The following is a 12,359-nucleotide window of genomic DNA, read 5'->3' on the forward strand; positions in this document are numbered from 1 at the left end:
CGGATGACTGCGGGTTTGTCATATTGGTTGGCGTTAGTCGGTGATAAGGACTAACAACAATGACATTGACGCCTGCTGTCTGTTCTTGCATACCGCGCGCGTTCGGCCAAAGTGCCGGATTAAGGGTCGTTAAACAAAACATAGAAACGGGATCACTCATCATGGCGGACACCGATTTTGAAATGCACGAGACGCTGATCACTCTGACGGCGGATATTGTTGCAGCACATGTCAGCAACAACAGTGTGGCTGTTGCAGACATTCCAACCTTGATCGAAAATGTACATCGCGCCCTCAACGGCTTGTCGCCGACTGAAGCGGTGCCCGAGGTCGAGCGGCCTGAACCGGCCGTTACCGTCCGTGCGTCGATCAAGCCCGATTATATCGTCTGCCTCGAGGACGGCAAAAAGCTCAAGATGCTCAAGCGGCATCTGATGACGCATTACAACATGACGCCCGATGACTATCGCGCGCGCTGGAACCTGCCTGCCGATTATCCGATGGTCGCGCCGAATTATGCGGCGACCCGCCGCGAACTGGCGAAGAAAATCGGTCTCGGTCGCAAGCCAGGCAAGCGCCCGGTCAAGTAAGTTTTAGGCAAAATCGGCCTTTGTCGCCGCGCGGCCAAGGCTGGCGGTTGCAATTGTTGCGATGCACGATAAATTGGCTGGCAGATGCGGCACCGTCCGCGCCTGCCAGCCATCGTGCCATATCGGTGCACGACAGGCCTGGCGTTCACCATCGACGGCATTCAAAGGGGCAGCATGCGCCAGAAAATAGACCTGGAGGCGCTGTGCGCTGATCGTGGCCTTCGGATCACCGACCAGCGCCGCGTGATCGCGCGCGTCCTGTCCGAAGCCGATGACCATCCCGACGTCGAGCGGCTGCATGAGCGTGCCTCGGCGATCGATCCGCGCATCTCGATCGCCACCGTCTATCGCACGGTGCGGCTGTTCGAGGAGGCGGGCATCCTCGACCGCCACGATTTCGGCGACGGCCGCGCGCGCTACGAGGCCGCGCCCGAAGCGCATCACGACCATCTGATCGATGTCGAAACCGGCAAGGTGATCGAATTCGTCGATCCCGAGCTTGAAGCGCTGCAGAAGCTGATCGCCAAGAAACTGGGCTATCGGCTGGTCGATCACCGCATGGAACTGTACGGCGTCTCGATCGACCGCAAAGACTGACCGCGCATGAGCGAGGCAATCGCGCCGCCCCCGCTTCCGTCGCCGCCACCTTATCCCGATACGCCCGACATGGCGCATCTGCATTGGGTCGATCCCGGTCCGATCGGCAGGGTGCGACTGGCGCTGAGGGCTACGGCGATCGTCATCGCGCTCATCATGTGCGTCCCCTTGTATTACATCTGGCGCGCGCTCAGGCTCTCCAATCCATGGCCAAAACTGTTCCTGCGCGCCGTCGCGCGCGCGTGCGGCGCGCGGGTGAACATCGTCGGCACGCCGCTCAAGCGTGACGTGTTCTATATCTCCAACCATCTCAGCTGGCTCGACATTCCGGTCATCGCCGGGCGCAACGGCAGCGCTTTCGTGGCGCAGGACGGCATCAAGAGCTGGCCGCTGGTCGGCTGGCTGTGCAAGCTCAACGACACCGTGTTCGTCTCGCGCAGCAACCGCATGGGCATCGCCGGACAGATCAACGAACTGCGCGATGCGTTGAGCGAAACCTGGGCGATCACGATCTTCCCCGAGGGCACCACCACCGATGGCAGCACCCTGCTGCCATTCAAGTCGCCACTGCTGCAGGTGCTCGACCCGCCGCCGCCCGGGGTGATGGTGCAGCCGATGTACCTGGATTACGGCGCGCATGCGCGCGACATCGCCTGGGTGGGGGAAGAGACCGCCCCGAACAACGCGCTGCGCCTGTTCACGCGGCGGGGCAATTTCGATGCGACGCTGCATTTTCTCGAACCGTTCAGCCCTGCCGATTTTCCCGGCCGCAAGGCAATCGCGGCAGAAGCGCGGGTGCGGATCGAAGCAGCGCTTTGTGCTTCCGTAGGGCGCGATCGCACTGTATAGCCGGTGCATCCATGAACCAATCCACCGATACCCTTGTCGCCCCGACCTCCGCCCCCGATGCGGACGGCGGACCCCGCCGCTATTTCGTCACCTCGTTCGGCTGCCAGATGAACGTCTATGACGGCGAGCGGATGGGCGAGATGCTGGCTGCGCAGGGCATGCAGGCGACCGAGCGGCGCGAAGACGCTGACCTCGTCATCCTCAACACCTGCCACATCCGCGAAAAGGCGGTGGCGCGGGTCTATTCGGATATCGGCAGGCTCAAGCGCGAAGACGGATCGACGCCGATGATCGCGGTTGCCGGCTGCGTCGCGCAGGCCGAGGGCGAGGAAATCGCCCGGCGCGCGCCCAGCGTCGACATCGTCGTGGGTCCGCAGGCGTATCACCGCCTGCCGCAATTGATCGAGCAGGCGCGCGCAACGAAGAAAACGGCGGTCGATACCGACATGCCCGCGATCACCAAGTTCGGTGCGCTTGCCCCCCGCGCTAGCCAGCCGCGTCCATCCGCCTTCCTCACCGTGCAGGAAGGCTGCGACAAGTTCTGCACCTATTGCGTGGTGCCCTATACCCGCGGCGCCGAAATCAGCCGCCCGTTCTCCGATCTGGTCGATGAGGCCAAGGCTCTTGTCGATGGCGGGGTCAAGGAGATCACGCTGCTCGGCCAGAACGTCAATGCGTGGGTCGGCGACGACGCAAGAGGCTGCCGCCAGGGGCTCGAAGGGCTGATCGAGACGCTCGCCGACATCGCCGGGCTCGAACGTATCCGCTACACCACCAGCCACCCCAACGACATGACCGACGGGCTGATCGCCGCGCACCGCGATATCGCCAAACTGATGCCCTATCTGCATCTGCCGGTGCAATCGGGCTCGGACCGCATCCTCAAAGCGATGAACCGCAGCCACAATGCCGCGAGCTACCTCGCGGTGATCGACAAGGTGCGCGCCGCCCGGCCCGATATCGCGCTGTCGGGCGATTTCATCGTCGGCTTTCCCGGCGAGACCGAAGCGGATTTCCAGGCGACGCTCGATATCGTGCGCGCTGCCGGTTACGCGCATGCCTACAGCTTCAAATATTCACCGCGCCCCGGCACGCCCGCTGCCGATATGGAGGATCAGATCAGCCCCGAGATCATGGACGAGCGGTTGCAGCGCCTGCAGGAATTGCTGGGCGAACAGCAACAGGCCTTCAACCAGACCACCGTCGGCCAGCGCACCCGCGTGCTGCTCGAACGGCCGGGCCGCAAGCCCGACCAGCTGGTGGGCAAGTCGCCCTGGCTGCAATCGGTGCATGTCGTCGATGCCCAGGCCAGGATCGGCGACCTGATCGATGTCGAGATCATCTCTGCCGGGCCCAACAGCCTGGAAGGCGCCGCGCTGCAACTGGTGACCGCATAATGGCGCGCAAGCAGGGCGGCGGCAGCGGCGGTGATCGGCGCGGCGGCGATGGCGGCAAGTTTCGCGGCAAGCCCGAGCCGCAGAGCACCCGGCTCTCGCCGGTCTATGGCACCGACTTTCCGTTCAACCGGCCCGAACCCGCCAACAAGGCGCGGATCGGGGTGGAGTTCGATGAGCCGACCTTGCTTGGGCCGCTGTTCGGCCAGTTCGACAAGAACCTCGTCGCGATCGAGAATCGGCTTGGCGTCTATATCGCCGCGCGCGGCAACCGCATTCAGATCGAGGGAGAGGCCGAAAGCGCCGCACGCGCCCGCGACGTGCTGGTGGGTCTGCACAAGCGGATCGAACAGGGCCTGGATATCGACGAAGGCGCGGTCGAGGCGCTGATCAGCATGTCGGCGGAACCGACGCTCGAGGGCATCGTGCGCAGCGATGTCGCGCAGGCGCCCGGCATCATGATCCGCACGCGCAAGAAGACCATCGTGCCGCGCTCGGCGACGCAGACCGAGTATATGGGCTCGCTGGTCCGCGACGACATCATCTTCGCGCTTGGTCCGGCGGGCACCGGCAAGACCTATCTGGCGGTCGCGCAGGCGGTCAGCCAGCTGATCACCGGCAGCGTCAACCGGCTGATCCTGTCGCGCCCTGCGGTCGAGGCGGGCGAGCGGCTGGGCTTCCTGCCCGGCGACATGAAGGAAAAGGTCGATCCATACCTGCGTCCGCTCTACGACGCATTGTATGATACGCTGCCTGCCGAACAGGTCGAGCGGCGCATCGCCAGCGGCGAAATTGAGATCGCGCCCTTAGCGTTCATGCGCGGTCGCACATTGGCCGACAGCTTCATCATCCTCGACGAGGCGCAGAACACCACGCCTGCGCAGATGAAGATGTTCCTCACCCGCTTCGGCATGAACAGCCGGATGGTGATCTGCGGCGACCCCAAACAGGTCGATCTGCCCGGCGGCGTCGGCGCTTCGGGCCTGGCCGATGCGGTAAGCAAGCTCGAGGGTGTGCAGGGCATCGGCACGGTGCGCTTCACCGCCGCCGACGTGGTCCGCCACCCGATCGTCGGGCGCATCGTGGAGGCCTATGAGGGCAAGGATGCGTGAGGTATCTGCGCCTCACTCGTGCAACATTTCCGAGTTCCCGAGCGAAGTCGAGGGACCTATGCGCCACCGGTCGCGCGCGCGTCCCTCGACTTCCCGGTTTTACCGGGAAGTTTATCCCGAGCGGCTGGCTTGCCAGCCAGCCGAGGGGCTCGGGAGAGCGGGTTGGGTTAGGTCTGGCTCAACCCAATGATCGAAACCGAAACCTCCACCGACCCGCTCTGGTCCGCCGACACCGACTGGGAAGCGCTGGCCACCCGTGCGGTCGCCGCAGCGCTCGCGGTCAGCCCTTATGGCAGTCTTGCCGATGCGCGCTTTGCGGTATCGGTCAGCGTGCATTTCGGCTCGGACGATGAGGTGCACGCTCTCAACCGCGACTATCGCGGCAAGGACAAGCCGACCAACGTGCTGTCGTTCCCGATGCTCGAACCCGACATGCTGGATGCGCTCGCCAACACCGACGACGGCGAGGTGCTGCTCGGCGACATCATGCTCGCCTATCAGACCTGCGCCTCCGAAGCGGCGGAAAAGGGCATAGCGGTTGCCGCCCACGCCACCCATCTGATCGCGCACGGGACGCTGCATCTGGTGGGCTATGACCATATCGATGATGCCGCTGCGGTCCGCATGGAAGAGCTTGAAGTGAAAGCCCTTGCCAATTTGGGGTTGGACAATCCATATTGACGCAGCGTAGTGGCGCGCGACGATCTGATATATTCCACCAATAGCGGGGTTAAGATACAGCCAGTCATGGCAGACGCAGACAGTAATGGCGGCGGTAAATCCGCCGCAAACGACGACGGCACGGGACGAATTTGGCGGGGTCTCAAGGCCCTGCTGTTCGGAGAACACCAAGACCAGTCGCTGCGCGCCCAGCTCGAAGAGGCCATCGACGAGCATGAGCACGACGACGATGCCGATGGCGCTTCCGGCAAGGGAGACCTGTCGCGGATCGAGCGCGAGATGCTGCGCAACCTGCTGCACTTCAGCGAGCACGATGTCGACGATGTCGCGGTGCCGCGCAGCGACATCATCGCGATCGACAAACATGCCAGCTTCGATGCGCTGGTGCAGATTTTCGCTGAGCACGGCCACAGCCGGGTGCCGGTGTACGATGGCTCGCTCGATCACATCGTCGGCATGGTACACATCAAGGACGTCTTCCCGATCATCGCGACCGATGGACCGCGTCCCGACACCTGGGACGACCTGATCCGCCAGCCGCGGTTCGTGCCCGAAACCATGGGCGTGCTCGATCTGCTTGCCGAAATGCGCCAGACGCGGACGCATCTGGCCATTGTGATCGATGAATATTCGGGCACCGAAGGGCTGGTGACGATCGAGGATCTGGTCGAGGAGATCGTCGGCGATATCGAGGACGAACACGACGACGAGCCCGAGACTTTGGTCAGCCGCAGCGAAGACGGCAGCTGGGACGCCGATGCCCGCGCCGAACTGGACGATGTCGCCAAGTTGATCGACGCCGCGCTGGGCGAGATCGACGAGGATGTCGACACGCTGGGCGGCCTCGCGTTCATCCTGGCGGGCGAAGTGCCTGCCGCCGGGCGGGTGCTCGATCACCCCAGCGGTTGGCAGCTCGAGATCGTCGATGGCGACGAACGCCGGGTGACCCGCATCCGCCTTTTGCCGCCTGCCGAAGCGGTCGCCCTGCACGGCTGACCATGCGCCGCGCGTCGCGGCAGCCACGCGCTCTGGCTTTTCGGCGAGCGCACGCCTAAGGCGACGCGATCATGGATATTTCCGATCTTCGCATCGCGCTGTTCAGCGGCAACTACAATTACGTGCGCGACGGCGCCAACCAGGCGCTGAACCGGCTGGTCGGGTGGCTGCTCGACCATGGCGCGGCGGTGCGCGTCTATTCGCCGACCACCAAGACCCCGGCGTTCGATCCGGCAGGCGATCTTGTCAGCCTGCCCTCGCTGCCGATCCCCGGGCGCAGCGAATACCGCGTCACCACCATACTGCCGCCGGGAATCAAGAAGGACCTCAACCGGTTCGCGCCCAATATCGTGCATGTGTCCAGCCCCGACAGCGCCGGACACAGCGCGGTGCGCTGGGCGCAAAGGCACAACCTGCCGATCCTGGGATCGGTGCACACACGGTTCGAGACCTATCCGCGCTATTACAACATGGCGTTTCTGGAGCCGGTGCTCGAAGCGATCCTGCGGCGGCTCTACCGCAAGTGCGATGCGATCGTCGCGCCATCCGATTCGATGGCGCAGGTGCTGCGCGAACAGCGGATGAGCTATGACGTCGGCATCTGGTCGCGCGGCGTCGACAAGCATATCTTCAACCCCCAGGCCCGCGACATGGACTGGCGGCGCTCGCTGGGGCTGACCGACGACGTGCCCGTGATCGGCTTTCTGGGGCGGCTGGTGATGGAAAAGGGGCTCGACGTCTTTTCCGATTCGATCGACCGGCTGATCCGCCGCAACATCCAGCATCAGGTGCTGGTGGTGGGTGAGGGGCCGGCGCGCGGCTGGTTCGAATCGCGTTTGCCCGGCGCGGTGTTCGCAGGCTTTCAGGGCGGCGCGGACCTTGGCCGCGCGGTCGCCAGCATGGACATGTTCTTCAACCCCTCGATCACCGAAACCTTCGGCAACGTGACGCTGGAAGCGATGGCGTGCGGTCTTCCCGTCGTCGCCGCGCGCGCCACCGGCAGCGAAAGTCTGGTCGAACACGGGGTCACCGGCCAATTGGTCCGGCCCGGCGCGACGATGGAATTCGCCGATGCGCTGCAGGCCTATTGCGCCGATCCCGCGCTGCGCCACACCCACGGGACCGCCGGCATCCGGCGCAGCGAGAAATACAGCTGGGACCGGATCAACGGCGGCCTTGCGCAGACCTATATCCGGCTGATCCGCCAGCGCCAGGCGGGCACCGGCGGCGTACCCTATCGCGCCATTCGCTGAGCGCTTTCCGGCCCTCGGACATGCCGAGGGCCGGAACAGGCATCATACCGCGTCGAGCGCCTGTTCGAAATCGGCGATCAGATCGTCGGGGTCTTCGACGCCGATCGAGATGCGCACCAGATTGTTGGTGATACCCAGCGCCGCCTTGCGCGCATCGGGCACCGACAGGTGGGTCATCGCCGCAGGGTGGCTCGCCAGCGTCTCGGTACCGCCCAGGCTGACGGCGAGCTTGGCGATCACCATCGCATCAAGGAAGCGGAAGCTCTCGGCCTCGCCGCCCTTGATGAACAGCGAGAAGGTCGACCCCGCGCCCGAGCAATGCCGGTCATAGATGTCCTTCTGGCGTGCGTCCTGGATCATGCCGAGATAGCCCAGGCCATCGACCTTGGGATGCTGCGCCAGGAATTCGCAGACCTTCGCCGCGTTCTCGCCGGCGCGGTTCATGCGCAGTTCGACCGTTTCAAGCGACCGCATCAGCATCCAGGCCGTGTTGGGATCGCAGATGGTGCCGATGGTGTTGCGCAGCGCGCGCACCGGGTCCATCCACTTCTTGGGGCCAGACAGCCCGCCTGCGACCAGATCGCTGTGCCCGCCGACATATTTGGTGAGGCTGTAGACCACGATGTCCGCGCCATGGTGCAAAGGCTGCTGCCACAGCGGACCCAGGAAGGTATTGTCGATCGCGATCGGGGTCGGGGTTTCGCCGCCCAGCACCACGTCGCGCGAGGCTGCCACCGCCTCGATATCGACCAGCGCATTGGTGGGGTTGGCCGGGCTTTCGAGATAGATCAACGCGACGCGGCCGCCCTGCTTGGCCGCCATGTCCCTGGCCTGCTCCATCACCATGTCGATTTCCTCGCGGGTCGCGCCTGCGGGGAAGTCGAGATAGGTGATGCCGAAGCGCGACAGGATGCGCGCGATCATCGTCTCGGTCGCGGCATAGAGCGGGCCGGAATGGACGATGACATCGTTGTTGCTGCAATAAGCGAGCAGCAAGGTGGCGATCGCCGACATGCCGCTGGAAAACACCAAGGAATCCTCGGCATCGTCCCAGATGCTCAGGCGGTCTTCGAGGATTTCCTGGTTGGGGCCGTTGAAGCGCGAATAGACCAGGCCTTCCGCGCCGCCCGGGCGCTTGCCGGTCAGCCCCTCGAAATGGCGCTTGCCGGCGGCCGCGTTCTCGAACGCGAAGGTCGAAGTGAGGAAGATCGGGGCTTTCAGCGATCCTTCGGAGAGCACCGGATCGAAGCCATGGCCCATCATCAAGGTGGCAGGCTTGAGCTTGCGCCCGCCCAAAGTCGCCACCTTGGGCTTGGGTTTGCGGCGCGGGGTGGGGGTGGTGATCGGCTTGACGGGAGTGTCGGTCATGATTGGGTTCCTGCGATTGGGGCCGGTTTATACCAGCAACACCCTCCGCTCAGCCTGAGCCTGTCGAAGGCCACGGGAAACCGCCAGCGGGGGCGCGGGACCTTCGACAGGCTCAGGTTGAGCGACTGTGGGTGCCGGGAATATCCGGCCCTTGTTATGCCGCCATCTATGCCCGAGCGATCAACTGATTACAAAGGAAACCACCCAGATCGTGCCCACCATGAGGGGAACGCCCGCGACATCGAGCATCAGCCCGGCCTTGAGCTGGCGCGGTAGCGAGATGTTGCCGCTGGCCCAGGCGATGGCATTGGGTCCGGTGCCAGAGGGCAGCATGAAGCCCCAGCTCGCCGCCATCGCCACCGGCATCGCGAGCAGCACCGGATCGACCCCCAAAGTGACGATCAGCGCCGCGACGACGGGCATCACCCCGCTCGCGGTGGCGACGTTGCTGGCAAATTCGGTGACCAGCACCACTAGGCCGGTCAGCGCCAGCGCGATGACGATCAGCGGAACGCCCGCCAGCGGCTCGAGCGCGGTGCCGATCCAGCTGTCGAGCCCCGATGCCCCGATCCCCGCTGCGAGCGCCAGTCCTCCGCCAAACATCATGATCACATCCCAGGGCGCGCGATTGGCCTCCTTCCACACCAGCATCGGACGGCCGGTGCCATCGGGCATGATGAACAAGGCGATGCCTGCGATCACCGCGATGCTGCCATCGGTGAGCGCGCCTGCGGGCAGCATGCCGCTGAACCAGGGTTGCAGGATCCACGCGATCACGACCAGCGCGATCACCGGCACCAATCGGCGTTCAGGCACGCTCCATTGGTCCTGCCGGGCGATCGCGCTGCGCGCCGCATCGACATCGAAGGGAAAGCGGCTGAGCTTCTGAACCCGCGCCAGGATGTAGGCCGCGATCGGCACCGACAGGATCACGATCGGCATCCCGTACGCCGCCCATTCGGCAAACCCGATTTGCAATCCGGTGGTCTTTTCGAGCAGCCCTGCGGCGATCGCATTGGTGGGGGAGCCCACGAGCGTGCCAAGCCCGCCGATCGAGGCGGCAAAGGCGATCCCCATCATCAGCGCGCCGGGCAGCCCCTCGCTCTCGCCCTCGGCCACGTTGCCCGCGAGCAGCACCGCGCTGGCGATCGGCACCATGATCAGCGTCGTCGAGGTGTTCGAGATCAGCAGCGAGAGCGTTGCGGTGGCGATCATGAACGCGAACAGCAATTGCGCCGAGGTGTGACCCGATCGGTTGACGATCGCGAGCGCGAGGCGCTTGTGCAGGCCCACCCGCTCGATCGCCAGCGCCAGAAACGCGCCGCCCAGGATCAGGAACAGGATCGGCGAATAATATTCCGCCGCGATATCGTTGGCGCTCATCACCCCGGTCAGCGGCAGCACCACGAAGGGCAGCAATGCGGTGACGGTGAGCGGCACGACCTGCGTCATCCACCACGTCGCCATCCAGAACACCAGGCCTGCGGTGCTCCACGCCTGCGGCTCCATCCCGCCGGGCGCCGGCGTAATGAGCGTGAGCGCAAAGCCCCCGATGCCGATGACAAGCCCCCAGATGGTTTTCAATGCAACGCCCGCCCTTTTGTGTCCGCACCCGCTTGGCGGAGGGGATTACTGCCCGATCGGGTTCGCCACCGCCTCGGCGCGCGGAGAGTAGCCCGGCGCGACCCGTGCCTTGCTCGTCTGCTCGAACGCGTACCCGGCCTTGATCACGTCATGGTCCTGCCACTTCCCGCCGATGATCGATAGCCCAACCGGCAACCCCGCGACATAGCCCATCGGCACAGTGATGTGCGGATAGCCCGCGACCGCAGGCATCTGGCTCTGGCTGGGGCCGACGCTGTGGTCGCCATTGACCAGATCGCTGACCCACGCAGGTGCGTTGCTTGGGCCGACGAGGAAGCGGACATCGTGCGTTTTCATGAGCTTGTCGATGTCTTCGGCTCCCGCCAGCCGCTTCGATTTCGCCAATGCCTCGGTGTACTCCGGATCATCGAGCCCCTTCTGGCTTTCGGCGAGATCGAACAGCGACTGGTCGAACCAGGCGAGCTCGGTTGCGGCATTGGCGGCGTTGAACGCGATCACATCCTTGAGCGTCCGCGCCGTGACCTCGGGGGGCGTGGTCGCGAGGTACGCGTTGAGATCGGCCTTAAGCTCGACCATCAGCACCTTGAACTCGGCCTCGCCCAGCCCCTCGAGCCCGGTGCGGCTGTCTTCGATCTCGACCAGTTCGGCGCCGGCGGCGGCAAGCTGGTCGAGCGCGCCTGCAAACACCGCCTGCACCCGCGCGTTGCCCCCGGTGCGATCCTTGAGCACGCCGATGCGCACACCCCGGAGGTAATCGGGGGATAGCCCGGCGGCATAATCGGTCTTGCGCGCATCCGCCTCGGCGGTGGCGGGATCCGCCGGATCAGAGCCCGCCAGCGCGGTCAGCACCAACGCGGCATCGGTAACCGAGCGCGCCATCGGCCCTGCGGTGTCCTGGCTGTGGCTGATCGGGACCACGTGCGTGCGCGAGACAAGGCCGAGCGTCGGCTTGAAGCCGACAAGCCCGTTGATCGACGCAGGGCAGATGATCGAGCCATCGGTCTCGGTGCCGATCGTCGCGGCCGCGAGGCTCGCCGCTGCCGCCGCGCCGCTGCCCGATGAGGAACCGCAAGCATTGCGGTCGAGCGCATAGGGGTTCTTCACCAGCCCGCCGATGCTCGACCAGCCGCTGACCGAATCGTTGCTGCGGATGTTGGCCCATTGCGACAGGTTGGTCTTGCCCAGGATGATCGCGCCTGCCGCGCGCAGCCGGGCCACGAGCGGCGCATCGCGCTCGGTGACATTGGCGAGCAACGCGGTCGATCCGGCGGTGGTGGGGACGGGGCCTTGGGCCTCGATATTGTCCTTGATCAGGATCGGGATGCCGTGGAGCGGACCGCGCAAGGCTCCTGCCTTGCGTTCGGCATCGAGAATGCGCGCTTCCTCGATCGCGCCTGGCATCACCGCGATGACGCTGTTGAGTCTTGGGCCCGTGCGATCGATTGTCTTTATCCGGTCGAGATAGGCCTGGGTCAGGGCTTCGCTTGATGTTTCGCCGGAGGCTAGCAGAGCGGACAGCTGGGCGATCGATCTCTCTTGGACCGCATCAATGCGCGGGCTCTTTGCCTCCGCGGCCGATTGCGCGGCAGACATCGCGCCGATGGATGTGAGTGTGAGGGCGGCAAGTGCCAGGGCAACGGTTCGCATGGCGCTCACGATAGCGCAGCGATTCCGCCCGGCAAGATGGCGCGCGCGAAATGTTCCGCGCTCACTGGCCAAGCCGTAGCCCCGCGCCCATATCCCGATCATGCCCGAGAAACGCTACACCAAGTCGAACCTGCCCGAGAAGATCTGCGCGGCGTGCGGGCGGCCGTTTGCCTGGCGCAAGAAATGGGCGCGCGACTGGGACAATGTGAAGACCTGCTCGGAACGCTGCAAGGGCGACCTCAGGCGCCAGAACCGCTCCGTTTGAAG

At 64.9% G+C, this 12,359-nt stretch carries 12 protein-coding genes; 9 read left to right on the forward strand and 3 right to left on the reverse strand.

Annotation, left to right across the window (positions count from 1 at the left end; translation table 11 throughout):
• Window positions 1-161: 161 nt before the first annotated feature.
• From ACK4R0_RS10360 to ACK4R0_RS10395, 8 genes are all read left to right on the forward strand, one after another.
• The gene (locus ACK4R0_RS10360; protein WP_409673976.1) at window positions 162-590 is read left to right on the forward strand and encodes a MucR family transcriptional regulator; all 429 of its coding nucleotides are present in this window, start codon (window positions 162-164) and stop codon (window positions 588-590) included.
• 174 nt (window positions 591-764) lie between these two features.
• Window positions 765-1,187 (forward strand): Fur family transcriptional regulator, encoded by a 423-nt coding sequence (locus ACK4R0_RS10365; RefSeq protein ID WP_409673853.1) that lies wholly within the window; start codon window positions 765-767, stop codon window positions 1,185-1,187.
• Window positions 1,188-1,193: 6 nt separating this feature from the next.
• Window positions 1,194-2,036 (forward strand): lysophospholipid acyltransferase family protein, encoded by an 843-nt coding sequence (locus ACK4R0_RS10370; protein WP_409673854.1) that lies wholly within the window; start codon window positions 1,194-1,196, stop codon window positions 2,034-2,036.
• A gap of 11 nt (window positions 2,037-2,047) precedes the next feature.
• Window positions 2,048-3,433: a tRNA (N6-isopentenyl adenosine(37)-C2)-methylthiotransferase MiaB gene (gene miaB / locus ACK4R0_RS10375; protein WP_409673855.1), complete on the forward strand. Its 1,386-nt coding sequence runs from the start codon at window positions 2,048-2,050 to the stop codon at window positions 3,431-3,433.
• Window positions 3,433-4,542, forward strand: a complete 1,110-nt coding sequence (locus ACK4R0_RS10380) for a PhoH family protein (RefSeq protein ID WP_409673856.1) — start codon at window positions 3,433-3,435, stop codon at window positions 4,540-4,542. The genes miaB and ACK4R0_RS10380 overlap by 1 nt, the downstream gene beginning before the upstream one ends.
• Window positions 4,543-4,728: 186 nt before the next feature.
• Window positions 4,729-5,223, forward strand: a complete 495-nt coding sequence (gene ybeY, locus ACK4R0_RS10385) for an rRNA maturation RNase YbeY (RefSeq protein WP_409673857.1) — start codon at window positions 4,729-4,731, stop codon at window positions 5,221-5,223.
• A 66-nt stretch (window positions 5,224-5,289) separates the two neighbouring features.
• The gene (locus ACK4R0_RS10390) at window positions 5,290-6,219 is read left to right on the forward strand and encodes a hemolysin family protein (RefSeq protein ID WP_409673858.1); all 930 of its coding nucleotides are present in this window, start codon (window positions 5,290-5,292) and stop codon (window positions 6,217-6,219) included.
• Between the two features lie 71 nt (window positions 6,220-6,290).
• The gene (locus ACK4R0_RS10395) at window positions 6,291-7,472 is read left to right on the forward strand and encodes a glycosyltransferase family 4 protein (protein WP_409673859.1); all 1,182 of its coding nucleotides are present in this window, start codon (window positions 6,291-6,293) and stop codon (window positions 7,470-7,472) included.
• A 42-nt stretch (window positions 7,473-7,514) separates the two neighbouring features.
• On the opposite strand, the gene ACK4R0_RS10400 is transcribed toward ACK4R0_RS10395, so the two are convergent.
• The 3 genes from ACK4R0_RS10400 to ACK4R0_RS10410 all read right to left on the reverse strand — a co-directional run bounded on the left by ACK4R0_RS10400 (window position 7,515) and on the right by ACK4R0_RS10410 (window position 12,092).
• Window positions 7,515-8,840, reverse strand: coding sequence for a cystathionine gamma-synthase family protein (locus ACK4R0_RS10400; protein ID WP_409673860.1), 1,326 nt, complete (start codon window positions 8,838-8,840; stop codon window positions 7,515-7,517).
• Window positions 8,841-9,020: 180 nt separating this feature from the next.
• Window positions 9,021-10,424, reverse strand: coding sequence for an SLC13 family permease (locus ACK4R0_RS10405; protein ID WP_409673861.1), 1,404 nt, complete (start codon window positions 10,422-10,424; stop codon window positions 9,021-9,023).
• 45 nt (window positions 10,425-10,469) lie between these two features.
• A complete protein-coding gene (locus ACK4R0_RS10410) occupies window positions 10,470-12,092 on the reverse strand; it encodes an amidase (protein WP_409673862.1) in 1,623 nt (540 codons plus the stop codon).
• Between the two features lie 100 nt (window positions 12,093-12,192).
• On the opposite strand from ACK4R0_RS10410, the gene ACK4R0_RS10415 reads away from it, so the two are divergent.
• Window positions 12,193-12,357: a DUF2256 domain-containing protein gene (locus tag ACK4R0_RS10415; RefSeq protein ID WP_409673863.1), complete on the forward strand. Its 165-nt coding sequence runs from the start codon at window positions 12,193-12,195 to the stop codon at window positions 12,355-12,357.
• Window positions 12,358-12,359 lie beyond the last annotated feature (2 nt).

It is taken from the genome of Blastomonas sp. (assembly GCF_046294995.1).
Lineage (GTDB): Bacteria > Pseudomonadota > Alphaproteobacteria > Sphingomonadales > Sphingomonadaceae > Blastomonas.

What these genes read in the sequence shown, in the direction of transcription:
- ACK4R0_RS10360 (WP_409673976.1), top strand. Translation starts at nt 162, where the DNA reads ATGGCGGACACCGATTTTGAAATGCACGAGACGCTGATCACTCTGACG.
- ACK4R0_RS10365 (WP_409673853.1), top strand. Translation starts at nt 765, where the DNA reads ATGCGCCAGAAAATAGACCTGGAGGCGCTGTGCGCTGATCGTGGCCTT.
- ACK4R0_RS10370 (WP_409673854.1), top strand. Translation starts at nt 1,194, where the DNA reads ATGAGCGAGGCAATCGCGCCGCCCCCGCTTCCGTCGCCGCCACCTTAT.
- miaB (WP_409673855.1), top strand. Translation starts at nt 2,048, where the DNA reads ATGAACCAATCCACCGATACCCTTGTCGCCCCGACCTCCGCCCCCGAT.
- ACK4R0_RS10380 (WP_409673856.1), top strand. Translation starts at nt 3,433, where the DNA reads ATGGCGCGCAAGCAGGGCGGCGGCAGCGGCGGTGATCGGCGCGGCGGC.
- ybeY (WP_409673857.1), top strand. Translation starts at nt 4,729, where the DNA reads ATGATCGAAACCGAAACCTCCACCGACCCGCTCTGGTCCGCCGACACC.
- ACK4R0_RS10390 (WP_409673858.1), top strand. Translation starts at nt 5,290, where the DNA reads ATGGCAGACGCAGACAGTAATGGCGGCGGTAAATCCGCCGCAAACGAC.
- ACK4R0_RS10395 (WP_409673859.1), top strand. Translation starts at nt 6,291, where the DNA reads ATGGATATTTCCGATCTTCGCATCGCGCTGTTCAGCGGCAACTACAAT.
- ACK4R0_RS10400 (WP_409673860.1), bottom strand. Translation starts at nt 8,840, where the DNA reads ATGACCGACACTCCCGTCAAGCCGATCACCACCCCCACCCCGCGCCGC.
- ACK4R0_RS10410 (WP_409673862.1), bottom strand. Translation starts at nt 12,092, where the DNA reads ATGCGAACCGTTGCCCTGGCACTTGCCGCCCTCACACTCACATCCATC.
- ACK4R0_RS10415 (WP_409673863.1), top strand. Translation starts at nt 12,193, where the DNA reads ATGCCCGAGAAACGCTACACCAAGTCGAACCTGCCCGAGAAGATCTGC.